This is a genomic window from Tsukamurella asaccharolytica, from assembly GCF_007858435.1.
Classification (GTDB): Bacteria; Actinomycetota; Actinomycetes; order Mycobacteriales; family Mycobacteriaceae; genus Tsukamurella; species Tsukamurella asaccharolytica.
On sequence record NZ_VIGW01000001.1, the window covers coordinates 567822 to 594310 of the forward strand.

Sequence of the window (26489 nt, forward strand, 5' to 3'; positions counted from 1 at the left end):
CTACGTCAGGTACTCGGCGGGTATCCGCGCTCCGGCGACGACGGTGTCGAGGATGAACATCGTGTCGTACCGGCGAATGTTCCCGTCCGCCTTGAACAGAGCGGTGCAGACGTCACGGAGCTCCTGCACGCTTGCGGCGGAGACCACGACCACGTAGTCCCACTCGCCCGCGAGGAGCAGGCACTCCCGGATCAGCGGGTGGGCGCGCAGGGCGTCCGTTAGTCGACGGTGCGTCTCCGGCGTCTCGGTCGTCAGCGCGAGGAAGACGAGCGCCTGGGTCAGTGCCGGGGCGCGCTCGGGAACGATCTGCGCCACCGTGCGGATCAAGCCGTCCCGCTTGTACTTCTGGACACGGCGCTGGACCGCACTCGGTGACAGGCCCACCTCCTCGCCGAGGTCGCGCAGGGTCCTGTCGGCGTCGATCTGGAGAGCGTCGATGAGTCGGACGTCGATCTCATCGAGGCGTAGCGATGTGGTGGGCACGCAATATTTTTGCGCGTAGGCGCAAAAGTCGCAATCGCGATGACCGTCGCGCCGCCTACGGTCGAGCCATGCCCATCGAACCCGCGAACGCCGAGCTCCCAGCCGGCCTTGATCTGTCCGTCGCCCACACAGACGAGGCGATCCGCCATATCCCCCAAGAGTTCCGGAACTCCCCGCAGTACGAAGAACGTCTGCTCAATCGCGATCTCGGCCAGCGCGTCACCGTCAAAATCGAGACGATGAACCCGCTCCGCTCGTTCAAAGGCCGCGGCGTCAGCTTCGCTCTCCGCGACCTGACAGCGGGCGATCACGTGGTATGCGCATCGAGCGGAAACTTCGGACAAGCAGTGGCGTACGCAGCAGAATCGTCCCGAGCACGAGCCACAGTGTTCGCTCCGCGTGGTCTGAATCCGGTGAAGCTCGCGAGGATTCGAGCGTTCGGCGGCGAGGTTGTCGAGGTCGACGGCGGCCTCTCCAGCGCGCGGCGACGGGCCAGGGAAGCACTGGAGCGCGACGGCGCGAGGCTCATCGTGGACGGAGTCGATCCGGCGATCGCCGAGGGCGCAGGCACCATCGCGATGGAGCTGGACCGGAGCGGCCCGTTCGACGCTGTGATCGTTCCGGTGGGTGACGGTAGCCTGATCAGCGGCATCGCTGTCTGGATGCGCGCCCATTCCCCGGAGACGAAGGTCATCGGCATCAACCCCGCCGGGGCTCCGGCGATGTACAGGAGCCGGCTCCAGGGGGAACCGGTCGAGGTCCCGCTCGGAACGACCTTCGCCGAGGGCATCGCGATTCCGAAGCCGCACAAGGCCGCTCTGGCGAGGATTCTCCGGCTCGTCGACGACATCGTCCTCGTCACCGACGACGAGATTCGGGGTGCGATGAACCTGGTCGCGGAACGGCTGGCACAGAACGTCGAGCCGGCGGGCGCGGCTGGCATCGCCGCCATCGCATCCGGTCGGGTGCGGGGCGAGCGCCTCGCCACGATCATCACCGGCGCGAACCGCCACGTCCATATTGGCACGACAGCCGGCGTCCGATGATCACGCGCGTCGGCCTCATCGGAGTCGGCGAACTGGGCGAAGCGATCGTCACGGGCCTCTCCACCGCGCCACACCCCCCGGAGATCCACCTGTCACCGCGCAGCCGGGCGGCGTCTCGGCGCCTCGCGGAACGGTTCTCCAACGTTGTAGTCGCGCACGACAATCAGCACGTCGTCGATGCGGTCGAAACGGTCCTCCTGGCCGTCCCGCCCGCTGCGGCGCGAACCGTTCTCGATGACCTCCACATACCCAGGGACCGGTTGGTCATCAGCGCTGTCGCGGGGCTCCGCCACGACGAGCTCCGCACACTCGTGCCGGCGGCCGAGATAGTTCGGGTCATTCCGCTGCCCGCTGTGCGTCGGCTGGCTGGGGTCACGTCCGTGTTTCCCGCGTCGGACGCCGTCGAGCGACTCTTCGCTCCGCTGGGGCAGGTGACCGTGGCGGACACCGAAGCCCGGTTCAGCGCGCTCTCCGCAGTCACGGCGACGATCTCGACCCACTTCGCCTACCTGCGTGCCATCACGGATTGGCTGGCACAGCACGGATGGGAGCGCCGGGCCGCCGAAGAGTACGTGCGCGGCGTCTACTCCGGGGTCGGCGACGCCGTGGCCGCGGAGGGCGCGGACCTCGCCACCCTCGTCGGCGCGCACGAGACGGCCGGCGGAATCAACGAGCGTTTCCGGGAGCTGTGGTTCGATGCCCGGAGCCGGGCATCCCTTCACACGTCCCTCGACCACATCCTCGCGCGGGTCAGCAGCCCTGGTTCTGATCTCGAGTAACAGTTGCATTCTCGAAAACTTGTCAGTGGGTCGACGTAGCCTTGGGCTATGAACGAACAGGTTGTCGTAAACGATGATCGGCCACCCGATGGTGACGTCGCCGAGCAGTTGCGTTCGATGGAACAGCGGCGGTGCCGGACGGTGTTCGAGCAGTACCGGCTGGCGGTGGCGTTGCTGCGGGAGCGGGTGTGCGAGCGGATCGCCGCCGGGTTGCCGCAGGACCGGTGGCAGCAGGGCGTCGCCGCGGAGGTCGGGCTGGCGTTGCACCTGCCACCGCACACGGGCGCGAAATTCCTGGCGCGGGCGGTGGAGTTGGAGAAGAACCTGCCGCACAACCTTACCCGGCTGCGCGAGGGTGACCTCTCCCCGGAGGCTGTTCCGGTGATCGTCTCCGGCCTGTCGCATCTGGACGTGCCGGACCGACACCGCGCGGATGAGCAGTTGTGCTCCGACCCGGCGACGTTGGCGGGGATGGGGCTCAAGCAGCTCGCCGCGCGGGTGAAGCAGGTGGCGTACGCGCTGGACGGGCGGGGCACCGTCGATCGGGACGCCTCCGCGGAGAAGGACCGCACCGTGACCATCCGCCCGCTGCCCGAGGGCATGGCGCGGGTGTCGCTGCTGCTGCCGGTCGCGCAGGGCGTCGGCGTCTACGCGGCACTGCGCAGGCACGCCGACACCCTGATCGGAGTCGCCGGAGACCTGCGCACCCGCGGCCAGGTCATGGCCGACACCGCCTTCGCCCGCCTCACCGGCAGGACCGCTGCCCAAGGCCAGCCGGTGCTGGTGAACCTGACAATCCCCGCGACAGTCCTCCTCGGTGACCGGCCCGGCACCGCGCACCTCGACGGCGGCGGGACGGTGCCGGCGGAGATCGCCCGCAACCTCATCGGGAAGGCCACCGCTGCAGGCGTCGCGTGGATCAAACGCCTCTACACAGCACCCGAATCGGGTGCGATGGACTCGCGGCAGCGGTGCTTCCCGCCCGGGCTGGCGGAGATGATCCGAGCACGGGACCGGTACTGCCGCACCCCGTACTGCGACGCACCCATCGCGCACACCGATCACATCACCCCACACGCGCACGGCGGACAGACAGAGTTCGCGAACGGGCAGGGCCTGTGCGCGGCGTGCAACTACGCCAAGGAAGCCACCGGCTGGCACAGCGCAGTCATCGACGACCCGAGCGGACGGCACACCGTCGACACCCGAACACCGAGCGGACACCACCACCGATCCACAGCTCCAGGACAGGCGGCGTGACGAGCTGAGCTAGATCCGGCGGGCGGTCCCCACGCGAGCGAGGGTGCCGACGAGCCGCAAGGTGCGCCCGACCTGTCGCGGCGAGGCCATGATGGTGCGCTTGTGCCGGTGGCCGGCGGCGGCGACGGGCTTGCCCTCGAGCCGGTCGGCGAGCCAGCCGAGCAGCAGCGGCGCGGAGAGGAAGTGCATCGAGAAGTGATCGCTCCACTGGTCGGTGAGGTACTCGACGTGCGTGCCGCCGGAGACGTACCGCCCGACATGGGCCTCCGCGTCGGAGACCGGAGAGATCTGGTCCTTGGTGGACTGCACAACCAGCATGGGCACCGTGGGCGCGGACTGGCCGGGACGGATGTCGTCGAAGATCTCCAGCAACTTCGGTAGGCGGGCTACCTCGTCGAAAGGCAGATCGGAGCAGTAGTAGCCGAAGTCCTTGTGCGCCATCTTGCGGATGGCCCGCTCGGGCGACCAATCGAGGGCGTCCTCGTAGAAGAGCTTGCGTCCCTTATCGTCGACATGCTCGGCGAGGACTTCGCGCAGCGTCGGGTACTCGCGGGCCAGCGCCGCGATCACCAGCGTCGGCAGGCCCGTGAACAGGGTGTTGTTGAGGTGGACGAAGACATTGCCCGGGTCTGAGACGGGCGCGCCCACGGCCCCGGCGATCAGGTTCAGTTCGGGGGCGTACGAAGGGGCGATCTCGGCCGCCCAGGACGTGGCGAGGCCGCCGCCCGAGTAGCCCCAGACGCCGAGGCGCGTGTCCGCGGCGAGGCCGAGCGGCTCGTGCGCGAGCGCTGCCCGGAGCCCGTCGAGCACCATGTAGCCGGGCTCGCGGGGAATGCCCCAGCGACCGCTCTGCCCGCCGTGGTCGGGCACCGAGACGGTCCAGCCCTTGGCCACGGCCGCGGCGATGAAGAGGTATTCGATCTGCGGGAACGAGGCGTCGTCGCACTTGACGCCGTGCTGTAGCACGTACGAGGGGAAGGTCTTGGGGTGTAGCGAGTCGATCGCGCACTGGTAGGAGACCAGCGGCGCACCGGGCTTCGCGCCGCGCAGCGGGCTGATCACGGTGGTGACGGTGACCTCGGGGACCCCGTGCATGTTGACGGTGCGGTACAGCAGCTGGATCGCGCGCACCTTCTGCTTCACCCGGCCGAGGAAGCCGACACTCACGTCGCGGTACCGCAGCACCGTGCCCTCGGGAGCGTCCTCGAAGCCCGACGGGGCGTCGAAGAACGGGTCGATACCCACCATCTGCGGCTCCGCGGGTGCGGGCCACTGCTCGGCGAGCTCCGTGCGGTTCTGCACAGCCGTCATGTCGCGTCCTCCTGATCGGGCGTTCGCAGCGACTGTACACACAGTTGGGACAGATCTGAAGATTTTGTCCGGTGGATGCTCACGGGCTTCGGGCAGGATCTACACCCTCACGCGCCCCCGCGCGTGACCGCCGACAGTCGCCGGCTCAGCTCAGCCAGGCGGGTGATCGCGCCGTCCGAACCCGCGGCGCGGGCGAACCGGTCGTCGGCTGCGAGAGCTTCGAGCTTGTCGACGGCACGCCGCAGTTCCCGCTCGGTGTTGGTGATCTCCTGGCTGATGGGTTTGCGGCGTTCCGGGGGCCGCGCCTCCCGCTGGCGCGCCCTCATCGCACGCATCCTGCAGGCAGCGTCGTGGTAGCGGCGGTCGGACCGTGTGATGTTTCGCAGTGGGCCACCGCACCCAGCGCACGTCCCGGGAGTCATAGCCGTAACTTAACAGTCGCACCGTTACGAATACGATGGATCGCGGCGGTGTCGCCGGGCTCGCGGGCGGTTCCCCCTCACTGCGCGCACACCGGGTGAACATCCCGTGAATCCGACCTCCCCGGCCACCGCAACCGCTACTCTTCAGTTCGCTTAATAACGGATTGAGGTGTATGTCGTGACCCCTGGCGACCGCGTGCAACTGCGCAACGAGGTGCTCGGCTTCGGCACCGTGCTCAGCGCCGACGAGGAGGCCGTCTCGGTCAAGCTCGACGACGGCCGCGCCGTCGCGGTGGACCGCGAGGCCCTCGTCGTCCTCTGAGCCGGCTGACCTCCAGCACCTCGCGGCACAGAGCACAGAAGCGCTCGAGTATTCGGATACTGTCCGTCGCAGTAGATCGGAAGGATCCACCATGCCCCTCTACGGCCTCAACGGTATGCGCGCGGAGGCCGCCCGGTGACCCGCGCACTCGTCCTCGGCTGCGGCGGCACCATCGGCGGCGCCTGGACCATCGCCGCGCTGGCAGCGCTCGAGGAGCAGCTCGGCACCGATGTCCGCGACTTCGACGTGCTCCAGGGCACCTCCGCCGGCTCGGAGATCATCACCGCCCTTCAATCGTTCTCCGTCGCCGACCTCGTCGCCATGCAGGAGGGCCGCGCGGAGTCGCCGGTCCTGCGGCATCACCTGGCCGCGACACCGGCGCCGCTTCCGCGGATCCCGTTCTCGCTGCCGACGGACCCGTCGACCCTGTGGACCCGCCGCGGCGGGCACGCCCCACTCACCGGTGTCGCCCCGCGCGGCCGCGGCGACGCGACCTGGCTGCAGGAACTGGCTGACGCCGCCGTCGGCCCCGGAGCGCCGGTACCGCCCAAGGCCCGCCTCGTCGCCTATGAGACCGCCACCGGCGAACGCGTCGCGTTCGGCGCACTCGGGGCGCCGAAAGCCACTGCCGGAGAAGCGCTCCGCGCCTCATGGGCGATCCCCGCGTGGATGCCGCCCGTCGAGATCGACGGCCGCACCTACGTCGACGGCGGTGCCGCGTCGACCGCCTCGCTCGACCTCGTCGGCCCGAAGGACGCCGACGAGATCGTCGCCGTGGTCTCCATGGCCTCCGCACCCGGCGTCCGCGGTCCCGGCCTGGGCGGCCTGCTCGAGTACGCCGCGCTGCGCCGGCCCATGTCCCGGGTCTTCTGGAACGAGGTCGCCGTCGCGCGGGCCCGGGGCCAGAAAGTGACTGTCGTCGCGCCCGACGATGCCGACCTCGCCGGCCTGGGCGCGAACTTCATGGCCCGGGGCCAGCGCGCGGAGGCCTTCGCGGCCGCGCAACGCACCGCCCCACTCGCCGTCCGACGCGGGCTCGAGGAGGCGCGATGACCGAGCCGCGCGTCGTCGTCATCGGTGCCGGCGTCGCCGGCATCTCGACCGCGCACGTCCTGCAGGAGCGGGGTTACACCGACTGGGTGGTCCTGGAGAAGGGCGCCGACGTGGGTGGCGTCTGGTTCTGGAACCACTACCCCGGCCTCACCTGCGACGTTCCCTCGCAGATCTACCAGTTCGCTTTCGCCCCCAAAGCCGACTGGGAGAAGGTCTGGGCGACCGGCCCCCAGATCCAGCGGTACCACCGCGACGTCGTCGAGCAGCTCGGACTGCGGGACCGGATCCGCTGCAACACCGAGGTCCTCGCCGCCGAGTTCGACGACGCCTCCGCCACCTGGACCCTCACCCTGAGCACCGGCGAGGCGATGACCGCCGACGTCATCGTCTGCGCCACCGGTGTCCTGCACAACCCCGCGATCCCCGACATCGAAGGCCTCGCCGACTTCGACGGCGACGTCGTCCATACGGCCCGCTGGGACGACTCCCTGCGCACGGACGGGAGGAAGATCGCGGTCATCGGCACCGGATCGACCGGCGTGCAGGTGGTCTCGGCGCTGCAGCCGACCGCGGAGCACCTCACCCACTTCGTCCGCTCGCCGCAGTGGGTCCTGTGGGCGCCCATGCGGATCCCCCAATTCCGCGCCGTCACAGCCTTGTTCGAACGCGTGCCGGGGCTCCTCGACCTGGTTCATCGGCTCCTGCTCCGGGCCTCGGGCATCCTCGCCGACGTCGTGACGAAGCCGACCTGGCGGCGGCGTGCTGTGCAGGCCTACGCCCGGCTGTCGCTCCGCGCCCAGGTCCGGTCGCCGATGCGGGAGGATCTCACGCCCGACGACGAGCCGCTGTGCAAGCGGCAGGTCATCTCCGGCACCTACTACACGGCACTCAAGGCGCGCAACGCCTCCCTGGTCACCAGCGGCATCGAGCGGATCGAGCCGACGGGGGTGCGGACCGCCGACGGCACGCTGCACGAGGCCGATCTCCTGGTGCTGGCCACCGGCTTTCGCGCGCACGACTACATGCGGCCCATGAGGGTGACGGGCCGCAACGGGATCACGCTCGACCACGCCTGGGCCGACGGGCCGCGCGCCTACCGCATGACGGCGATCCCCGGCTTCCCCAACCTGTTCACCGTCCTCGGCCCGAACTCCCCGACGGGCTCGATCTCTCTCCAGTTCTCCGCCGAGCTCACGGCGAAGTACATCGCGCAGTGGCTCGACCGGTTCCGCCGCGGCGAGATCGCAGAGGTGGAGGTCACCGAGGAGGCCACCGCGGACTTCAACCGACAGGTGGCCGAGGCGATGGGGCCGACGGTGTGGAACACGGGCTGCAGCTCCTGGTACGTCACCGAGGGCGGATCGATCGACCTGTGGCCCTTCGACCGCAGGACCATGGTGCGCATGCTCGCGACACCCGACGACGCGGACTTCCACGTCCGACGGTCCGCCGACGCCACCTGACGGTCCCGGCGGCCCGAGGCCGAACGTCAGAACCACACGCGGGCGAGCCACGCCGCGAGGCCGAGGCCGCAGATCGCCACCACCGCCCGGAGCTTCCCGGCGTCGATCCGCGCCACGACCGGCGGGCCGCACCAGCCGCCGGCGAAGCCGCCGATCGCCATCGCGATCGCCGCCGGCCAGTGCACTGGGCCGAATACCGCGAACCCCACGGCGGCCACCAGGTTGGCGAGGCCCAGGACATAACTCTTGAGCATCGCGGCGCGCCACAGCGGCTCCGATGTGGCCAGCAACGTGAGCGCCAGGATCATCACGCCCGCGCCCGCCCCGAAGTAGCCGCCGTACACCGCGACCAAGAAGACGCCCGCAGGGTAGAACCTCGCGAGCCGTGCCACGTCGGGCAGCTCCCGGAGGCGTGGCTGCAGCAGGATGGCGACCGCCGCGACGGCGATCAGGACGGGGACGACGTTCTCGAACGTGCTGCCCGGCGCCAGCAGAAGCAGGGCCGAGCCGACCAGCCCGCCTGCGATCGCGAGGACGGCCAGGGAACGCATCTGGGCGGGGTTCTTCCGCAGTTCCGACGCCGACGAGGCGATCGAGCCACCGCCCACAGCGACCATGGCGACAGTGTTCGTGACGTTTGCGGATACCGGGGACAGCCCCATCGCCAGCAACGCCGGGTAGGAGACGAGTGACGCCAATCCGGTGATGTAGCCGATCAGTCCGGCGGCGAACCCGATGAACACCATTGCCGCGAGCGTCAGCACCGTCATCCGCCCCCCTAGTTCTCACGCCTCACCTGCGAGAACACTCTAGCCCTTGCGCTTTGTACGCAGGTTGTATACAACTGGTACACCCCGACAGGTGCCCTGCATCACACCTTCGAGGTCCGGCCGGAACAGTTGCGGCAACAACCGTCCCGGCCGGCGAAACAGCACCACCATCACCTCGACCTGGGAGCCGAACAATGGCGAATGCCGTAGAAAACGGTAGCAAACGTAAGGCGGGTGAGAGCCTGCCCGTCGTCGCCGGCTCGAGCCTCGCCGGAACCGCTGTGGAGTGGTACGACTTCTTCCTCTACGGCACCGCAGCGGGCCTTGTCTTCGACAAGGTCTTCTTCCCCAACAGCGATCCGCTCGTCGGCGTCATGCTGGCCTTCGCCACGTACGCCGTCGGCTTCCTCGCTCGACCGCTGGGCGCGGCCGTGCTCGGGCACCTCGGCGACGTCAAGGGGCGTCGCTCCACGCTGATCGCGAGCCTCATGCTCATGGGCGTCTCGACCTTCCTCATCGCACTGATCCCCAGCTACGGCTCGATCGGCATCCTGGCGCCCATCGCTCTGGTGCTGCTCCGGCTGGTGCAGGGATTCGCCCTCGGCGGCGAATGGGGCGGAGCGGTGCTCCTGGTCTCGGAGCACGGCGGCGTCGAGAACCGGGCGTTCTGGTCCGCGTGGCCGAACCTCGGCCCGCCGCTGGGCAATCTCATGGCCGCTGCGGTCATGGCCGTACTCGGCGCGACCATGAGCGAGGACGCCTTCCTCTCGTGGGGCTGGCGGATCGCGTTCGCACTGTCCGCCGTCTTGGTCATCATCGGCCTGGTCCTGCGGCTGTTCGTCACCGAGACCCCGCTCTACAAGCAGGCGCAAGAAGCCTCCGGTGAGGCGCACGGCGCACGGCGCGCGCCTCTCAAGGAGGCGATCACCGGCCATTGGCGCACCATCCTGCTGGCCGCTGCTACGCGGTTCGGCGAGAACGCCGGGTTCTACCTCTTCGCGCTGTTCGTGATCACCTACGTGAGCAATCCGGACATGCTGGGCGTGGACAAGTCCGTGGCTCTCAACGCCGTCATGTTCGGCATGGTGATCGCGATCGTGACCATCCCGGCGATCGCGATCCTGGCGGACCGGATCGGGCGCCGACCCATCTACCTCGCCGCTTCCGCCGCGACCATCGTCTGGGCCTTCGTCTTCTTCTTCCTGCTCGATACGAAGAACCCGACGAACGTGATCATCGCGGTCTGCGGCGGCATGCTGATCTTCGCCGCGTACAGCGCAGTGATCGGCGCCTTCTTCTCGGAGCTCTTCCCCACCGAGATCCGTTACTCGGCAGTCTCGCTCGCCTACAACCTGGCGTCGGTGGTCGCGGGCTCGGTGGCGCCGCTACTGGCGGTCGCTCTCTACCGGTGGTTCGGATCGGGATACGCCATTGCCGCATATCTCGCCGTCATGGGCCTGATCTCCTTGATCGCCGCGACCATCGCGCGGGAGACGCGGACAGTCGATCTCGCGGCGGTCGGCACCGAACGCGCTGCCTCGCCTTCCGGCAATACGCTCACGAAGACCCCCTGACCCGCAGCACCCGCATCCATCCGGAGGAATCATGACGTCATCCCGCGACGACCAGCGGACCCTCGCACCCGATCGCGCCTACCGCTGGCTGCACCAGACGATCCTGACCACTCCCCGAGAGCAAGAGTTGTTCCTGACGGAGACCGAGATCGCGGAGGGCTCGGGGCTTTCGCGAACCCCCGTCCGCGAGGCGCTGCTGCGCCTGGAATCGGAAGGATTCATCAAGCGAATCCCGCACAAGGGCGCGTACATCCCGGCGATGACCGACCGCGAAGTCGCCGACGTCATGGACGCCCGGCTCGTCGTCGAGGAGCACGCCGTCGGCCGCGTCTGCGCTGCCGGCATCGCCGGCGATCTCGGGCTCGACACCCTGATCGCCAAGCAGGTCGACGAGACGGACCCGGTGAAGTTCATCGAGCTCGATCTCGCGTTCCACACGGCGATCCTCGAGGCCGCGGGTAACACCGTGTTGCTCGACTTCTACCGCTCGATCCGGGACCGGCAGATCCGCATGGGGATCCGCGCAGTCATGGTCCTCGAGCAGCGGCGTACGCAGGTGATCGCCGAGCACCGCGCGATCGTCGAAGCCCTCCTCGCGAAGGACCCGGAGCAGGCCCACGATGCGGTTCGCCTGCACTTGGAGGCCACCCTCCGCTCCATCGCCCACCCATTCAATCCAAGGAACCACTGATGCGCATCGCCCTGGTACAGATCGCGAGCCCCGACGAGGAGACCGCCGCGCACCGACTCGACCGCGCCTCCAGGCTCCTCGCCGAGGTCCCCGGGGACGTCGACCTCATCGCCCTCCCCGAACTGTGGAAGGTCGGCTTCGGCCACTTCGACCGCTATGCCGAGTGTGCCGAGTCCATGCACGGCCCCACGGTGCAGACCCTCGCGAAGATCGCCGCAGACCGCGGAGTCCTCCTGCACGCCGGATCGATCGTCCGCCGCAACGCCGACGAGCTGTTCAACACCTCCCTGTTGCTCGACCGGACCGGCCAGATCATCCATCACTACGACAAGGTGCACCTGTTCGGGTGCCGCTCCGCCGAACCGGAGATCCTCACGCACGGCCGTCAGGTCCACGCTACCGACACCGAGTTCGGCCGCTTCGCCGCCGCCACGTGCTACGACCTGCGATTCCCTCCGCTGTGGGAGCGGTTCGGCGAGGCCGGCGCCGAGCTCATGGTGGTGCCGGCGGCGTGGCCCGCCCGTCGGCTCGAGCACTGGCGCCTGCTCACCAGTGCTCGCGCGGTCGACAACCAGATGTTCGTCATCGCCGTCAACGCCGTCGGCACCCATGCCGGCGTCACGTTCGGGGGGCACAGCCGCATCGTCGACCCCTGGGGAGAGGTGATCGCCGAGGCCGGAGCGGAGGAGGGGATCACCGTCGCCGAGATCGACCCTTCCGTGGTCGCCGAGACCCGCACCGAATTTCCGGTCCTGCGGGACCGGCGCACCGACTACGACTCCCTCACACCGAAGAAGGTCCCCGCATGAACGCCCCCGTCGCCACCCTCGTGCTCCAGGTCGCGGACACTGACGAGTCCATCGAGCTGGGCCCTTTCCGCGCCGTCGTCGCCGGGTACACCGGCCGCGACGCCGCGCAGGTCCAGCACCACATCGACGAGCTCGCCGCGATCGGCGTCGCTCCGCCGCCGCAGGTGCCGATGATCTATCCGATGCCCGACGGTGCCGTCACGTCCGCCGCCGAGCTCACGGTCAACGGCGACAACACCTCCGGTGAGGTGGAGCCCGTGCTCATCCGGCACGCCGGCCGCTTCTACCTCGGCGTGGGCTCCGACCACACTGATCGCACGCTCGAGACCGCCGACATCGCCGAGTCGAAAGCGGTGTGCCCGAAACCGATCGGGGAGACCGTCGTTCCGATCGAGAACTGGACCGCGTTCGACTGGGACCACTGCCTGGTGCGCAGCACGGTCGACGGCGTCGTCTACCAGGACGGCTCACTGGCCGGACTCCGCAGGCCCGAGGAGCTCTGGGACATCGTCGCCGAGCGCCTGGACCTCGCCGACGACGAAGACGTCGTCTGCTTCGCGGGAACACTCCCGCTGATCGACGGGGCGTTCGTCCCCGGCCACGACTGGGAGCTTCGCATCGCACTGCCCGACGGCCGGCTCCTGACCCACTCCTACTCCATCACCATCACGAAGGACATCTGATATGCGTACAGGATCCGAGTACCTGGCCTCGCTCGATGACGGCCGCACCGTCATCGTCGACGGAGAGGTCGTGACCAACGTGGCCGAACACCCCGCGTTCGCGCCGATGGCGAGAACCATCGCCGATCTCATGGACATCGCGGTCGAACGGCCGGACGTCATGCAGTACACCGCACCGGAGACCGGCGCCGCCGCGAACCGCGCCTTCTCCATCCCGCGTTCGCGCGACGACCTCCAGGCGCGCCGCGAGGCGATCGAGACCTGGGCCGGCCACACCCACGGCTGGGTGGGTCGCAGCCCCGATCATGTGGGCACCTTCCTCGCATCCTTCGCCGCCAACGCGCAGGTCTTCGAGATCGACGGCGCGAAACACGATTTCACCGGGAACGTGCGACGGTTCTACGAGCGACTCCTCAACGAGAACCTCTACGTCTCGTACGCGATCATCCCGCCACAGGTCTCTCGCGCGACCACCGCGTCGGGCTGGGAGGGCGAGTTCCTGCAGGTCGGCGTCGTGCGCGAGACGGAAGAAGGCCTCGTCGTGCGCGGCTCGCAGATGCTCGCCACCGGCGGCGCCGTCGCCGACGAGATCTTCGTCTCCTGCATCAAGCCCCTCGGCCCGGACGACAAGGACTTCGCGATCGGCTTCGTCGTTCCCGCGAACACACAGGGCCTCAAGCAGTACTGCCGCCGCCCGTACATCACCGGCGCCACGAGCCCCTTCGACTATCCGCTCACGACGCGCTACGACGAGTCCGATTCGCTCCTCGTCTTCGACGACGTTCTCGTCCCCTGGGACCGCGTCTTCGTCGACCGCGACACCGCGGCGGTCCGACGTCAATTCTTCGACACGGGCGCCCACGTGCTGGGCAACTGGCAGGCCCAGATCCGCTTCGCCGCGAAGCTCCGCTTCATCGCCGGCGTCGCGCGCCGCGTCACCCAGGTCAACGGTGTCGACAAGATCCCCTCAGTGCAGGAGAAGCTCGGCGAGCTCGCGGCGCTGGTCACCGGTGTGCGGTCAGCAGTGCTCGCCGCCGAGTACACCGCCAAGCCCGACGCCAACGGGCAGTGGCTGCCCGGTCGCGATGCGCTCTACGGCTCGATGGGCCTGCAGTCCGAGACCTATCCGCGCGTTCTCGCGATCCTCCGCGATCTCGTCGGCGGTGGAGTACTGCAGCTACCCTCCAGCGTCAAGGATCTCGTCAGCGAGGTCTCGCGGGACGACATCGCACGATACGTCCAGTCACCCGGCGTACCCAGTGAGGAGCGAGTGAAACTGTTCAAGCTCGCGTGGGACATCGTCGGATCCGAGTTCGCGGGTCGTCACCAGCAGTACGAGATGTTTTACGCCGGAGCGCCCTTCGTGGTGAAGGGCGCCTACACCTTCCGCAACTACGACTACGACGGTGCCGTCGCCGACGTCCAGGAATTCCTGGACAGCTACTCCGTAGCCGACAGCCAGTAACCATTACCGATCCTCGAGGAGGAGCTTTCATCATGGCCAAGCCCGAACACGAATTCCACCCCATCACCGATATCGAGTACACCGTCTGTCCCGGCGGAAACCCCCTGATCAAGGAGCGAATCCTCGCCAAGGACGAGGAAACCGGCGTGGCCACGCGCATTCTGCGGTACGAGCCGGGCGCCGACTCGTCGCCCATGGGGCAGCTGACACACGACTTCTGGGAGGAGGTCTACATCATCGAGGGCTCGTTCGTCGATCTCACTCTGAACCAGACCTTCCGGGCGGGCGACTTCGCGATCCGCCCGCCCGGCATGCCGCACGGGCCGTGGAGGAGCGACGAGGGCGTGCTCACCTTCGAGTCGCGCTACTACTCGAGGTAACACGCGCATGGCACTCCCGGCTTTCAGCCCGGCCTCGCCTCTCGAGATGCGAAACGCCATGGGAAGATTCATGACCGGCGTCGCAATCGTCAGCACCGGCACGCCCGAAGACATCTGCGGCATGACGATCAGCTCACTGACGTCGATCAGCCTGGACCCCGCGATCCTGATGATCTCGCTGAACCACGGCTCGCGGACCACTGACATGGTGGCGTCGACGCGGCGTTTCACCGTCTCGATCCTCAATGCGCGGCAGGAAGCGGTAGCGCGCCATTTCGCCACCCGCGGCGGGTCCAGATTCGAGTCGATCGAGTACGACGTCGGCGACTACGGACTGCCCATGATCACGAACGCCCTCGTCCAGGCGGAGTGTTCGGTAGTGCAGGATCCGCACGTGGGCGATCATCAGGTGTTCTTCGGCCAGGTCGAGAACCTCCGCTATCGGGACGGCAGCGGCCTGGTGTTCAATGCCGGCCGGTTCGGCGACTTCCACGACTTCGGGCACGATGAGATTCCGTGGTGGTTCTGATCGATCGAGACACACGGTCGCCGAGGACGACGTGCGGGCCCGGATCGCGCCCCGCGCTATTCGTCGCCGAGCAACAGCGCCAGTAGCAGCTCGGCGCGCACCCGCGCGGAGCTGAGATCCACCCCGAGCAACTCCTCCGCCCGGGCCACCCGGGCCCGCGCGGTATGCCGGTGCACCCGCAGCGCCGCGGCGGTGCCCTCCCACCGGCCGTGGTTCTCCAGGTATGCGCGAAGCGCCTCGGTGAGACCGTCGTGTGCGCGCAGCGGCTCCAGGAGCGCCCGGTCGAGCCGGGCGAGGGCCTCCCGGGTGCCCGGCTCGGTGAACAGCGTGCGCCCGGCGAGCGCCGAGGCGTCGACGGTGCCGCCGCCCGGTCCGGCCGCGCGGGCCGCCAGCTCGGCCGCGGCGACCGCCTCGGCCACGGCGTGCGGCGCGTGCGGTGCCCCGAGCCCGAGCCGCAGCCCGCCGCGCTCACCCGGCGGCAGTCCCGCGACCAGCGCGTCGGCGAAGTCCGGCCCGTCGTCGCCGCCCAGGAGCGCGATCACGCCGCTCGCCGGGCCCGCCTCGGAGACGAACACCGGGCGGCCCGCGTCGTGCAACGCCGTGCGCACCGCGCCGGCCACCGCGTCCGGGTCTCCGCCGCGAATCATGAGCGCGCGCACCCCGGACGGATCGGCCGCCTCCGCGACGAGCAGCGCGGCCTCGTCGAGATCCCCACCCGCCGAGAGCACCAGGCGCAGCGCCGCGGCGTTCATCCGCCACTGCGCGAGCCGCAGCCGCAGCGGACGCTCGAAGTCGAGCGCCAGCAGCGAATTGGCGTGGCCGATGAGCACGTGGTCCGTCGCCGACGGCTCGTGCGGCAGGACGACACCGAGGTGACCGTGCCCGCGATCGCCCACGCGAATCGGCTGGGTGACCATGGTGTCCGGCCGGGAGGCGGGATCGGCCGCGAGCCCGGTCACGGGTCCTACCGCGGAGGCCGTGGGATGCGCCCGCGCCTGCTCGCCGACCGCGTGCGCGACCGCCGGATCGAGCTCGGCCGGATGCTCCTGCACCACCCGCCCTGCGCGGTCGAGGAGCAGCGCCGCGCCGCCGCAGCCCAGCGCCAGCTCGCGCAGCGTTGCCGACGGTCCGCCGCCGACCGCGGCGCGGGTCATGCGCTGTTGGGCCCGTCCGGCCGCGGCCTGCGCCGCGTTCGCGCGCCGCCCGATCTCGTCGATGACGGTGCGCGCGACGGCCACGAAGGGCGTCGGCAGGGGCACCTCGACCAGCGCGAGGCCGAACTTGTCGGCCGCCGCGACCAGGGCCGGCGGCGCGCTGGTGCGGGAGACTCCGACGCCGAACCCCAGCCCGGAGACTCCGCGCTGGGTCAGCCGCCGCACGTAGTCGCGGCAGCCCTCGTCGCCGGGCGGAATGCCGATACCGGTAGTCAGCAGCATCTCGCCGCCGGTGAGCCAGGGCGTGGGGTCGGCCAGCTCGGTGGTGGTCACGAACGTGATCGGAACGTCGGTGGCCGGCACCCCCGCGCGGAGCGCGAGGCCGAGGTCGCGCTGCCCGAGGAGCCAGTGCACGGTGACCGCCATGCCGCTCCATTCCGTCGAGTCGATACGCCATGATTCGCCATTCTGGCAGATGCGCGGACGGGTGACCCGACGCACAGTAGGAGGCGTTCCCCGTCCCACCCTCGCCCGTCGACGTCGGCGTCGACAAGGAGACCCAGCCATGACCGCGACGAACCCCTCGCTCACCTACCGCCTGCCGCAGGTCCGCACCCTTGTCACCGCCCTCCCGGGCCCGGAGTCCGCCCGCCTGGCCGAGCGCCGACGGTCCGCGGTCGCCGGCGGCGTCGGCTCCTCGGTGCCCGTGTACGCCGCGGACGCCGACGGCGGTGTCATCGTGGATGTGGACGGCAATTCGCTCATCGACCTGGGGTCCGGCATCGCCGTGACCAGCGTCGGCGCCTCGGATCCGCGCGTGGCGGAAGCCATAGCGGCCCAGGCGGCGCACTTCACGCACACCTGCTTCATGGTGACGCCCTACGAGGGCTACGTCGCCGTGGCCGAGCGCCTCAACGCGCTCACGCCCGGCGACCACGACAAGCGCACGGTGCTGTTCAACTCGGGCGCCGAGGCGGTGGAGAACGCGATCAAGGTCGCGCGCCTGGCCACCGGCCGCGACGCCGTGGTCGCCTTCGACCACGCCTACCACGGCCGCACCAACCTGACGATGGCGCTGACGGCGAAGACGATGCCCTACAAGAAGGACTTCGGCCCGTTCGCGCCCGAGGTCTACCGGCTGCCGATGTCCTACCCGTACCGCGACGCCGCCGCGGGCCTCGACGCGGACGGCGAGGCCGCCGCGGCCCGCGCGATCTCCCAGATCGAGAAGCAGATCGGCGGCGACGCCGTGGCCGCCGTCATCATCGAGCCCATCCAGGGCGAGGGCGGCTTCATCGTGCCCGCGCCCGGCTTCCTGCCCGCCCTCGCGTCGTGGGCGAAGGAGAACGGCGTCGTCTTCATCGCCGACGAGGTGCAGACCGGCTTCGCCCGCACCGGCGCCTGGTTCGCGTGCGAGGAGGAGGGCGTGGTGCCCGACATCATCACGATGGCCAAGGGCATCGCGGGCGGGCTGCCGCTCTCGGCGATCACCGGCCGCGCCGAGCTGCTCGACGCCGTGCATCCCGGCGGCCTCGGCGGCACCTACGGCGGTAACCCCGTTGCCTGCGCCGCCGCCCTCGCCGCGCTGGACACGATGACCGAGCTCGACCTGCCGGCCCGCGCCCGCGCGATCGGCGAGCGAGCCGTGACCCGCCTGCGGGCCCTCGCCGACGAGCTGCCGGTGATCGGCGACGTCCGCGGGCGCGGCGCGATGATCGCGATCGAGCTGGTCCGCCCGGGCACAACGGAGCCCGACGCCGACCTGACGAAGGCGATCGCCGCGAAGGCCCTCGCGGCCGGCGTCGTGATCCTCACGTGCGGCACCTACGGCAATGTCGTCCGCCTCCTGCCCCCGCTGGTGATCGGCGACGCGCTGCTCGACGACGCGCTCACCGTCCTCGAGACCGCGGTCCGCGACGCCGCGGCGTAACCCCGGACTCGCACCGACATGAACGTCACCGACCTGCTGAACTCCGTCCCCACCGGCCTGTGGCTGCACGGCGCGTCCGCTCCCAGCGAGTCCGGCCGCACCTTCGACGTGATCAACCCCGCCACCGGCGAGACCCTCATGCCGGTGGCGAACGCGACCCCCGCCGATGCGACGGCCGCCCTGGACGCGGCGAGCGCCGTCGCCGAGGAGTGGGCCGCCACCGCACCCCGGGTGCGGGCCGAGATCCTGCGCGCGGCGTTCGACGCCGTCACCGCCCGCGCCGACGACTTCGCCCTGCTCATGACGCTCGAAATGGGCAAGATCCTGCCCGAGAGCCGCGGCGAGGTGGCGTACGGCGCCGAGTTCCTGCGCTGGTTCTCCGAGGAGGCCGTGCGCATCGGCGGCCGCACCGCGACCGCGCCCGCGGGCACCGGCGAGATCGCCGTCGTCAAGGAGCCCGTCGGGCCGTGCCTGGCGATCACGCCGTGGAACTTCCCGCTGGCCATGGGTACGCGCAAGATCGGGCCCGCGCTGGCCGCCGGCTGCACCATGATCGTCAAGCCCGCCGAGGACACCCCGCTCACGATGCTGCTGCTCGCGCGGGTCTTCGCCGACGTGGGCCTGCCGCCCGGCGTCCTGTCCGTGCTCCCGACCCTCGACGCGCCCACCGTCGTCGGGCGGCTCATGGACGACGCCCGCCTCCGTAAGGTCTCCTTCACCGGTTCCACCGGCGTCGGCAAGATCCTCCTGGCCCGGGCGGCGAACAATGTCCTGCGCACGTCGATGGAGCTCGGCGGGAGCGCCCCGTTCCTCGTCTTCGACGATGCCGATCTCGACAAGGCCGTCGACGGGGCCATGCTCGCCAAGATGCGCAACGGCGGCGAAGCCTGCACCGCGGCCAACCGCATCCTGGTGCAGAACGGCGTCCGGGAGGCCTTCACCGCGAGGCTCACCGAGCGCGTTGCGGCGATGCGAGTCGGGCCGGGGTGGGAGGCCGAATCGGCGATCGGCCCGATCATCAACGCCCGGCAGCGCGGCTCCATCGCCGCGCTCGTCGACGAGGCCGTCGCCGCCGGCGCCACCGTGCGCACCGGCGGCTCGCAGGTCGACGGTGCCGGCTTCTTCTACGAGCCCACCGTCATCGACGGCCTGCCCGACGGGGCCCGCATCCGCCGCGAGGAGATCTTCGGCCCCGTCGCCGCGATCGTCGGTTTCGACACCGAGGAGGAGGCCGTTGCGCTGGCCAACGACACCGAGTACGGCCTCGCGGCGTACTTCTTCACGGAGAACGTCGGGCGGGCGCAGCGCCTCGCGCGGCGCCTGCAGGCCGGCATGGTCGGCGTGAACCGCGGCGTGATCTCGGACCCCGCCGCCCCGTTCGGCGGGATCAAGCAGTCGGGCCTCGGTTCCGAGGGCGGCAGCGAGGGCATCGAGGAGTACCTGAACACGAAGTACATCGCGCTCCCGCCGGGGTGACGGCCCCCTCACTCCGGCGGCGCGCGCACGGCCCGCCGGTAGGGTGACCACGTGCTGCGATGGCAACGACTTCTCTGGATCGCGACGCTCGTCGTGGTCCTCGTGCTCGCCGCGGTCGGCGCCGTCGGCTACGTCCTGTTCGGCGTCGATCGCCAGGACCCGCTGCGCAAGGTGGACGCGATCATCGTGCTCGGCGGCGAGCACGACGGCCGCGAGCAGTACGGCATCCGCCTCGCCCAGGAGGGATGGTCGAAGAACGTCGTCCTCTCCAATCCGTACGACCATTCCGACCGCACGATGCAGGAACTGTGCGGCACCCGGATCGACGACATCAGCGTCACCTGCGAGGTACCGGACCCGAGCACGACCCGCGGGGAGGCGATGTTCACCGAGCGGCTGTCGAAGCGCAACGGCTGGACCTCGGTGATCGTGATCAGCTGGAGCTATCACCTCACCCGATCGCAGTACATCTTCGGCAACTGCTACTCCGGCGAGACGGTCATGCGGGCGGTGCCCCGCGCCTACGACTACGGACCCGCCGACTGGGAACTGATCTACCTCTACCAGTTCGTCGGCACGGCGAAAGCACTGGTCCAGGGCACCTGCGGCTGAGGCCGGCGTTCCGCTTTCCCCGTCCGGGTCGGGGCGTTAAGATTGCGTCAAGACGAACGTAAGAGGTGAAAGGCCGGTACGGGTATGTCAGACGATGCGGTGTTCGCGCGCGTCCAGATCGAGCAGGCCCGCAGCTGCGCCTGGGCGACCACGCTGGAGCGCGCGCGCACGATGGTGCCGCCGAACCCGGCCGACGCGAGCCTGTCCGAGGCGGTCGACGCGTTGCGGCGCCGCGGGATGACGGTGACCGACGCGCTGGCCCAGCACCTGGGGCCGGACGAGCTGGCCGCGGCCGATGTCTACGTGATCCCGCACCTCGCGCGGCCCGGTGTCGAGCGCGTCACCGGCGACCTGCCGCCCGTGTTCGCGCCGGACGAGCTCGACGCGATCGAGCGGTACGTCCGCGGCGGCGGCGGGCTCGTCGTGCTCGCCGAGTGCGACACCGCGACCTCCGGCAACAACCTCGACGAGCTGCTCGGCCGGTTCGGCGTCCACGTCGAGTCGGTGGTGGTGCAGGAGGCCGCGGGCGAGAGACGGCACGGCGGCAACGCGACCTGGATCCGCTCGGTGATCGCGCCCGAGCTCGACGGCCAGGGCATCGTCGCTGCGGTCGACGGCGCGTGCTTCTACCGCACCGGCGTCCTCGATGTGTCCGCCGCCGCGGACGCGACGGTCCTCGCCCGCACCAGCGACACCGCCTCGCCCGCGGACCGCGCCCTGGCCGCGGCCCTGCGCGTCGACCGCGGCCGGGTCGTGGTCTTCGCCGATTCGGACCTCTTCGGCGACGACTCGATCGACGACCTCGACCAGCGCACCCTCTGGACCAACGCGGTGACATGGGCGGCCGGCAGCCACGAAGACGCCCCCGCGGAGGCCGTGACCGGTGCCGCGGGCAGCGCCGACTGGATCGCCCTCAAGGGCGCGGTGGAGGACCTCCGCGGGATCCAGGCCGAGGACGGCGCGGTGGCGGAGCCCGGCGAGCACGCGCGTGCCGCGACGCTCGTGGACGAGATCGTCGCGCGGATCGCCGCGCTCGCGCCGCGCTTCCCGCACGACGCGGCCTACCTCGAGGCCCTGCCGCGCGACTTCCGTCGGTGGGCCGACGGCGGCTTCGGACGGCCCGAGTTCGACGAATCGCTGGCCGCCTTCCGCCCCGACCTCGCGCGGGTCGAGGGCGCCGAGCATCTGGTCGTCTTCCCGATGTACACGCAGAACGGCAACGCCGGCAAGGTCTTCGAGGCTGTGCTGCTGCGCGTCGTCTGGCCGGCGTGGCTCGCCGAGACCGAGCGCACCTTCGACAACCGGCAGTTCCTGGCGGTCGCCTTCGAGGACTTCACCCCCGGCTACGACACCCACTCCGCGGTGCTCTTCCCCGAGACGGTGACCGTCGCGCAGACCCCCGAGTTCCACTGGGGTGCCATCTTCTGCGACCGCGAAGCGGCCCGCTTCCGCCGGGTGACCGGCGCGGCGGCCGAGATCCTCTCGCTGCGGCTCCCGCCCGACGGTGACCGGCTCGTGGCCTCCCAGGCCCTCGCGCAATCCACCTTCGCGCTGTGGGACCTGATCCACGACCGCACCCACAGCCGGGGCGACCTCCCCTTCGACCCCTTCATGATCAAGCAGCGGATGCCCTACTGGCAGTACGCGCTCGAGGAGCTGCGCTGCGACCTCACCACCTTCCGCGAGGCGTATCGGCTCCAGCAGGAGGGCCACCCGTACGGCCTGCCCGTGCAGCTGGCCATCCTCTGCGACCGGCTCTTCCGCTTCCCCATCACCGGCGACCGGGTACGCAACTACGACGGCCTCGGCGGCCAGCTGCTCTTCGCCTACTTGCACCGGCACGGCGCGCTGCGCTGGCGCGACAACCGGCTCTCCTTCGACTGGAAGGAACTGCCGCTCCAGGTGATCCGGCTCACGGAGGAGATCGAGGAGCTCTACCGCACGGGCATCGACCGGTCCAAGGTGGGCCAGTGGCTCGCGACCTACGCGTTCGTCGCCTCCTACGTCGCACCCGGCCCCGGGTCGACGTGGGCGAAGGGCCCGTCGGCGCTCCCCCTCGACGGTCCGCCCCAGGGCCTGGTGAACCTCGTCCTGCCGGACGAGTTCCCCCTCAACATGTTCTACGAGGCGCTCCGGCGCAGAATGGCTCCCGTGATCGAGAGCGCGAAGGGCATCACCGCGGCGACGACGGAGGTCCCGGCGTGAGCGCAGTGGCGGGGCGCCTCGTCGTGGTGACGGGCGCCAACGGGCCATTGGGCCAGGAGGTGGTGCGGCGGCTCGTCACCGCCGGGGCGCAGGCAGCGATCATCACCCGTAGTGCCCCCGCACCCGAGATCGCGGACCTCGACGGCGTCAGCGCCTACCGCGCCGACCTGGCCGACCGGGAGGCCACCGCGGAGGCGGTGCGCCGCATCGTCGCCGAGCACGGCGGCGCGGACGGCCTGCTGCATCTGGTGGGCGGCTGGCGCGGCGGCACCCCGATCGACGCGGCCGACCCCGCGGACTGGGACTTCCTCGAGGCCGGCCTGATCCGCAGCCTGCAGAACGTCTCCCAGCCCCTGTTCCCGGCGCTCCTCGCGAGCGAGGACGCGCGGGTCGCGGTCATCTCGTCGGTGTCGGTCGCGAAGCCGACCGCGAAGAACGCCATGTACGCCTCCGCGAAGGCGGCGGCCGAGGCGTGGACCCTGGCCCTGGCCGAGGGCTTCACCGGCACCGGTGCCGCCGCGACGGTCCTACGGGTGATGGCCCTGCTCACGCCGCAGATGCGGGCCGAGGCCCCCGAGCGGAAGTTCCCGCGCTACACGCCCATCGGCGATGTGGCCGATCGCCTCGTCGCACTGTGGGACGCACCCGCGGGCGAGGTCAACGGCACCGTCGAAACCCTGTTACCGGAGGTGACCGCATGACCCGCCTGCACGACCCCGCGAAGCGCGGCTTCGCGAGCGACAACTACGCCGGCGTGCTGCCGGAGGTTCTCGAGGCGATCGCCGAGGCCAACCTCGGGCACCAGGGTGCCTACGGCACCGACGACTACACCGCCGCCCTCGGGGAGCGGATCACCGACCTCTTCGGCGCCGGGGCGCGGGCGTTCCCCGTCTTCAACGGCACCGGCGCCAACGTCGTCGCGCTGTCCGCGGTGTCGGACCGCTGGTCCGCGGTGGTCTGCGCCGACACCGGCCACATCCACGTCGACGAAGGCGGCGCTCCCGAGAAGCTCGCGGGCCTCAAGCTGTTCGTAGTGCCGACGACCGAGGGCAAGCTGACCCCCGAGGCCATCACCGCCGCGGTGCCCGACCGGGCCGGCGATGTGCACTGGCCGCAGCCGCGGGTGCTCTCGGTGGCGCAGTCCACCGAGCTCGGCACGGTGTACACCCCGGACGAGCTGCGGGCCCTCGCGGACTACGCGCACGAGCGCGGCTGGCTGCTGCACCTCGACGGCTCGCGCCTCGGCAACGCCGCAGCGAGCCTGGGCACCGGCTTGCGGGCGATCACCACGGACGTCGGCGCCGACGTCGTGAGCGTGGGCGGCACCAAGAGCGGCCTGCTGGGTGCCGAGCTGGTGGTGGTCCTCGACGCGGCCACGGCGCCGGGGATCGAGTACGTGCGCAAGCTGTCGATGCAGCTCGCGTCCAAGCAGCGCTTCCTCGCAGCGCAGTTCCTCGCCCTGTTCGACGACGACCGGTACCTCCGGGTCGCCGGCCACGCGAACGCGATGGCACGGCTGCTCGCCGACCGCGTCGGCGGGATCGACGGGGTCGCCATCACGCAGCCGGTGCAGGCGAACGCGGTCTTCGCCACGCTCCCGCGCGACGCAGCGGAGGCGCTGATGGAGCGCGTGCCGTTCTACTTCTGGGACGAGACCCGCAGCGAGGTCCGATGGATGTGCGCCTGGGACACCACGGAGGACGACGTCCGCGCGTTCGCGGCGCTGGTCGCGGAGGAGCTCAGCCGAACCGCGGGAATTTGATGTACGCGAGGCCGAGCAGGTCGATCGACAGGTAGCCGAGGATCGCGGCCGCGACGCCGCCGCCCACCACCAGGACGGCGCGCCAGGCGTCGCGCCGCGGCGCCTCGGTGAGCCACCAGCCGATCCCCATGAACGTGACGATCGGCCCGAGCAGCGCGACGGGGACCGCGGACAACCCGGACTCGCCCGTGATCCGCACCATGCGCGCGACGCCGCCGAGCACGGCCGAAACGCACATCGTGACACACAGCATGCGGGTCCAGCGGGGACCGCCCGCGAGCAACCGGTAGCCGAGGACCGAGCCGACGGCCCCGGCCAGCGCGATGAGCAGCGTCATCATCGGATCTGCCGCACGATCGCCCATCCCGCGGCCATGCCCGCCGCGGCGACGGCGGGGGCCGCGAACAGGAACCGGACGCCCGCGGACGGGGGCATCCCGAGCAGCGACACCAGGCCGTAGACACCCACCGAGCCGAAGCCCGCGAGCACGCCGAAGGCGAGGAATCCGAACCACCGCGCGCCGACCACGTCGCGCACCGCGAAGAGCGCGCCGGTGAGGAGCGAGAGGACGAAGAGGCCGCCGACCCGGACGTCGAACTCCAGCGCCCGCCATGCGGTCGCGGACGAGAGCCGGGTCGCGGCGACGGCGGCCAGGGCGCCGCCGAGGGCGACGCAGGCGAGCGTGCGGCGGTCCGTGGGCAGCCGCGGACCGTTGGGCACCGGTCGGTCGGGGGGCCTGTCCTGCACGACGTTGACGATACGGCCCCTCAGTACGCGCCGTTGGAGTCGAGCACGGTTCGCACCGTCCGCGCGATGATCGCGACGTCCGCGCCGAGCGACCAGTTCTCGACGTAGCCCACGTCGAGCCGGATCGACTCGTCCCAGCTCAGATCCGACCTCCCGCTGACCTGCCAGGCCCCCGTGACACCGGGCTTGACCAGCATGCGGCGGAGCATGACCGGCGGGTACTGCTCGACCTCGTGCGCGAGCGACGGGCGCGGCCCGACCACGGACATCGATCCGCCGAGGACGTTGAAGAACTGGGGCAGCTCGTCGAGGCTGTACCGGCGGATGAAACGGCCCACCCGCGTGACGCGCGGATCGTTCTTCACTTTGAACAGCGGGCCGGCGCCCATGTTCTCGTCGGCCAGCACCGCGCGGCGGGCATCGGCGTCGACGTACATGCTGCGGAACTTGATCATGTCGAAGAACTCGCCGCCCGCACCGACGCGCTGGGCGCGGTAGAAGACGGGGCCCCGGCTGTCCACCTTGACGGCGATGGCGATGGCGATCATCACGGGTGCGGTCACGAGCACACCCGCGCCGGCGACGGCCAGATCGAGCGCGCGCTTGCCGAGCCCGAAGGAGCGGGACGGGCGGGGCGCGGCGACGGCGGCCATCGGCGTCCGGCCGACCGAACCGCTGACCACCCGGGAGGCCGCGACCTCGGGGAGCCCCGCGGTCACCACGAGCTCGATGCCCTCCGCCGCGAGCTGCCACATCAGCTCGCGCAGGTCGTCCGGGCCCAGGGAGTCCGTGGCGGTGAGCACCACGATGCCGACCCCGCTCTCGCGCGCGGCTTCGAGCACCGTGCGGTCCGTCCCGACGACGGGGACCCGGGCGCCGGCGATCTCGAGCGCGTCGACGACCACGGCGTCGTTGGCGGGCAGGCAGACGCCCACGACCTGCGCGCCCGCCGCCTTCGACTGGAGGAGACTCCGGATCGAGGCCGTGGCCGAGGCGAAACCGCCCACCACCAGGGTCGGCACCGCGGGCGCGGCGGACACGCGGCGCCGGAGCACCCACCGCACGAGGAGCGCACCCGCGACGGCGACGGGCGCCGATGCGAAGAACAGCGCGCGGGGCAACATCTCGGGGAAGAGCAGCGCGATCAGGATCAGCGGGCCGTAGACGAGCTGGGCGGTCACCAGCACGCGGCGCACTTCGGGCGTGCCGAGCCGGAGCAGGGGAACGTCCATCGGGCGGGAGCGCCACAGGCGAAGGAACCAGAACAGGTTCGCTCCGATGACGAGGGCCGCGAGCTCGGGAACGCTGTCGCCCTCGGCGTACCCGACGATCAGGCCCGCCGCGGCGGCCGCGATCGCGACCAGGGCATCCGCCACGGCGATCCGGCGAGCCGCGCGAGCGCGATGCTGCTCCGCGATCGCGCGCGCCGACTGCGTCTGCGGCCCGACGGGCTCCGGCCGGGGCGCGGAGTCCGGCCCGGGCGCGGGCGCCGGCGGCAGCACGATGACCTGCTGCGGCTGCGCGGGCGCGACCGGCGGCGCCGCCCAGGTGTCGATCGACAAG

At 70.6% G+C, this 26489-nt stretch carries 27 protein-coding genes and 1 pseudogene; 20 read left to right on the forward strand and 8 right to left on the reverse strand.

What is annotated here, in order from left to right; translation table 11 throughout:
• Positions 1 to 483, reverse strand: coding sequence for an Lrp/AsnC family transcriptional regulator (locus FK529_RS02680; RefSeq protein WP_146559301.1), 483 nt, complete (start codon positions 481 to 483; stop codon positions 1 to 3).
• A 68-nt stretch (positions 484 to 551) separates the two neighbouring features.
• Here FK529_RS02680 and FK529_RS02685 point away from each other — a divergent pair, with 68 nt between their 5' ends.
• The 4 genes and pseudogenes from FK529_RS02685 (at position 552) to FK529_RS02695 (ending at position 3568) form a co-directional block, all read left to right on the forward strand.
• A complete protein-coding gene (locus FK529_RS02685; protein WP_146559303.1) occupies positions 552 to 1529 on the forward strand; it encodes a threonine ammonia-lyase in 978 nt (325 codons plus the stop codon).
• Positions 1526 to 1753 (forward strand): annotated as a pseudogene (locus FK529_RS20790) (NAD(P)-binding domain-containing protein); the annotation flags it as partial. The gene FK529_RS02685 and the pseudogene FK529_RS20790, both read left to right, overlap by 4 nt.
• A gap of 156 nt (positions 1754 to 1909) precedes the next feature.
• A complete protein-coding gene (locus tag FK529_RS20455) occupies positions 1910 to 2308 on the forward strand; it encodes a hypothetical protein (RefSeq protein WP_231702886.1) in 399 nt (132 codons plus the stop codon).
• Between the two features lie 48 nt (positions 2309 to 2356).
• The gene (locus tag FK529_RS02695) at positions 2357 to 3568 is read left to right on the forward strand and encodes an HNH endonuclease (RefSeq protein ID WP_146559305.1); all 1212 of its coding nucleotides are present in this window, start codon (positions 2357 to 2359) and stop codon (positions 3566 to 3568) included.
• Between the two features lie 9 nt (positions 3569 to 3577).
• Here FK529_RS02695 and FK529_RS02700 read toward each other — a convergent pair whose 3' ends face one another.
• Both FK529_RS02700 and FK529_RS02705 read right to left on the reverse strand, forming a co-directional pair.
• Positions 3578 to 4879 (reverse strand): lipase family protein, encoded by a 1302-nt coding sequence (locus FK529_RS02700; RefSeq protein WP_146559307.1) that lies wholly within the window; start codon positions 4877 to 4879, stop codon positions 3578 to 3580.
• Positions 4880 to 4986: 107 nt separating this feature from the next.
• Positions 4987 to 5205 (reverse strand): hypothetical protein, encoded by a 219-nt coding sequence (locus FK529_RS02705; protein ID WP_146559308.1) that lies wholly within the window; start codon positions 5203 to 5205, stop codon positions 4987 to 4989.
• Between the two features lie 274 nt (positions 5206 to 5479).
• Between FK529_RS02705 and FK529_RS19945 the strand changes: the two genes are divergently transcribed.
• The 3 genes from FK529_RS19945 (at position 5480) to FK529_RS02715 (ending at position 8139) form a co-directional block, all read left to right on the forward strand.
• Positions 5480 to 5623, forward strand: a complete 144-nt coding sequence (locus tag FK529_RS19945; protein WP_158635029.1) for a hypothetical protein — start codon at positions 5480 to 5482, stop codon at positions 5621 to 5623.
• Between the two features lie 135 nt (positions 5624 to 5758).
• Positions 5759 to 6676, forward strand: coding sequence for a patatin-like phospholipase family protein (locus tag FK529_RS02710; RefSeq protein ID WP_146559310.1), 918 nt, complete (start codon positions 5759 to 5761; stop codon positions 6674 to 6676).
• Entirely contained in the window at positions 6673 to 8139 is a 1467-nt protein-coding gene (locus tag FK529_RS02715) for a flavin-containing monooxygenase (RefSeq protein ID WP_146559312.1), read from the forward strand. The genes FK529_RS02710 and FK529_RS02715 overlap by 4 nt, the downstream gene beginning before the upstream one ends.
• A gap of 26 nt (positions 8140 to 8165) precedes the next feature.
• Here FK529_RS02715 and FK529_RS02720 read toward each other — a convergent pair whose 3' ends face one another.
• On the reverse strand, positions 8166 to 8909 hold the full coding sequence (locus FK529_RS02720) for a sulfite exporter TauE/SafE family protein (protein WP_146559315.1): 744 nt from the start codon (positions 8907 to 8909) through the stop codon (positions 8166 to 8168).
• A 194-nt stretch (positions 8910 to 9103) separates the two neighbouring features.
• On the opposite strand from FK529_RS02720, the gene FK529_RS02725 reads away from it, so the two are divergent.
• The 7 genes from FK529_RS02725 to FK529_RS02755 are packed head-to-tail and all read left to right on the forward strand — an operon-like array spanning position 9104 to position 15040.
• Positions 9104 to 10483: an MFS transporter gene (locus FK529_RS02725; RefSeq protein ID WP_146559317.1), complete on the forward strand. Its 1380-nt coding sequence runs from the start codon at positions 9104 to 9106 to the stop codon at positions 10481 to 10483.
• A gap of 31 nt (positions 10484 to 10514) precedes the next feature.
• Positions 10515 to 11174 (forward strand): GntR family transcriptional regulator, encoded by a 660-nt coding sequence (locus tag FK529_RS02730; protein ID WP_146559319.1) that lies wholly within the window; start codon positions 10515 to 10517, stop codon positions 11172 to 11174.
• Entirely contained in the window at positions 11174 to 11983 is an 810-nt protein-coding gene (locus FK529_RS02735) for a carbon-nitrogen family hydrolase (RefSeq protein ID WP_146559320.1), read from the forward strand. Before FK529_RS02730 ends, FK529_RS02735 begins: the two co-directional genes overlap by 1 nt.
• Positions 11980 to 12666: a DUF2848 family protein gene (locus tag FK529_RS02740; protein WP_146559322.1), complete on the forward strand. Its 687-nt coding sequence runs from the start codon at positions 11980 to 11982 to the stop codon at positions 12664 to 12666. The genes FK529_RS02735 and FK529_RS02740 overlap by 4 nt, the downstream gene beginning before the upstream one ends.
• 1 nt (position 12667) lies before the next feature.
• Positions 12668 to 14131 (forward strand): 4-hydroxyphenylacetate 3-hydroxylase family protein, encoded by a 1464-nt coding sequence (locus tag FK529_RS02745; protein ID WP_146559324.1) that lies wholly within the window; start codon positions 12668 to 12670, stop codon positions 14129 to 14131.
• A gap of 32 nt (positions 14132 to 14163) precedes the next feature.
• Entirely contained in the window at positions 14164 to 14511 is a 348-nt protein-coding gene (locus tag FK529_RS02750) for a cupin domain-containing protein (RefSeq protein WP_146559326.1), read from the forward strand.
• A gap of 7 nt (positions 14512 to 14518) precedes the next feature.
• A complete protein-coding gene (locus tag FK529_RS02755; protein ID WP_146559328.1) occupies positions 14519 to 15040 on the forward strand; it encodes a flavin reductase family protein in 522 nt (173 codons plus the stop codon).
• A gap of 56 nt (positions 15041 to 15096) precedes the next feature.
• Here the strand turns inward: FK529_RS02755 and FK529_RS02760 are convergent, their stop codons facing one another.
• Positions 15097 to 16620 carry a PucR family transcriptional regulator gene (locus tag FK529_RS02760; protein WP_158635030.1) on the reverse strand — a complete coding sequence of 508 codons (1524 nt, stop codon included), beginning with the start codon at positions 16618 to 16620 and terminating at the stop codon, positions 15097 to 15099.
• A 139-nt stretch (positions 16621 to 16759) separates the two neighbouring features.
• Between FK529_RS02760 and gabT the strand changes: the two genes are divergently transcribed.
• From gabT to FK529_RS02790, 6 genes are all read left to right on the forward strand, one after another.
• On the forward strand, positions 16760 to 18124 hold the full coding sequence (gene gabT, locus FK529_RS02765; protein ID WP_146559332.1) for a 4-aminobutyrate--2-oxoglutarate transaminase: 1365 nt from the start codon (positions 16760 to 16762) through the stop codon (positions 18122 to 18124).
• Positions 18125 to 18142: 18 nt separating this feature from the next.
• Positions 18143 to 19600, forward strand: a complete 1458-nt coding sequence (locus FK529_RS02770) for an NAD-dependent succinate-semialdehyde dehydrogenase (protein WP_146559334.1) — start codon at positions 18143 to 18145, stop codon at positions 19598 to 19600.
• Between the two features lie 51 nt (positions 19601 to 19651).
• Positions 19652 to 20212, forward strand: a complete 561-nt coding sequence (locus tag FK529_RS02775) for a YdcF family protein (protein WP_166436359.1) — start codon at positions 19652 to 19654, stop codon at positions 20210 to 20212.
• A gap of 84 nt (positions 20213 to 20296) precedes the next feature.
• Positions 20297 to 22417: a DUF6421 family protein gene (locus FK529_RS02780; protein ID WP_146559336.1), complete on the forward strand. Its 2121-nt coding sequence runs from the start codon at positions 20297 to 20299 to the stop codon at positions 22415 to 22417.
• On the forward strand, positions 22414 to 23118 hold the full coding sequence (locus tag FK529_RS02785; protein ID WP_146559338.1) for an SDR family NAD(P)-dependent oxidoreductase: 705 nt from the start codon (positions 22414 to 22416) through the stop codon (positions 23116 to 23118). The genes FK529_RS02780 and FK529_RS02785 overlap by 4 nt, the downstream gene beginning before the upstream one ends.
• Positions 23115 to 24179, forward strand: coding sequence for a threonine aldolase family protein (locus FK529_RS02790; RefSeq protein ID WP_146559340.1), 1065 nt, complete (start codon positions 23115 to 23117; stop codon positions 24177 to 24179). The genes FK529_RS02785 and FK529_RS02790 overlap by 4 nt, the downstream gene beginning before the upstream one ends.
• Here FK529_RS02790 and FK529_RS02795 read toward each other — a convergent pair.
• Genes FK529_RS02795 through FK529_RS02805 form a run of 3 tightly spaced genes read right to left on the reverse strand, consistent with a single transcriptional unit; the run spans position 24157 to position 26488 of the window.
• Positions 24157 to 24516 (reverse strand): hypothetical protein, encoded by a 360-nt coding sequence (locus tag FK529_RS02795; RefSeq protein ID WP_146559342.1) that lies wholly within the window; start codon positions 24514 to 24516, stop codon positions 24157 to 24159. The genes FK529_RS02790 and FK529_RS02795 overlap by 23 nt on opposite strands.
• Positions 24516 to 24926 carry a hypothetical protein gene (locus FK529_RS02800; protein WP_146559344.1) on the reverse strand — a complete coding sequence of 137 codons (411 nt, stop codon included), beginning with the start codon at positions 24924 to 24926 and terminating at the stop codon, positions 24516 to 24518. The genes FK529_RS02795 and FK529_RS02800 overlap by 1 nt, the downstream gene beginning before the upstream one ends.
• Positions 24927 to 24946: 20 nt before the next feature.
• Positions 24947 to 26488 (reverse strand): sugar transferase, encoded by a 1542-nt coding sequence (locus tag FK529_RS02805; RefSeq protein ID WP_146559346.1) that lies wholly within the window; start codon positions 26486 to 26488, stop codon positions 24947 to 24949.
• Position 26489 lies beyond the last annotated feature (1 nt).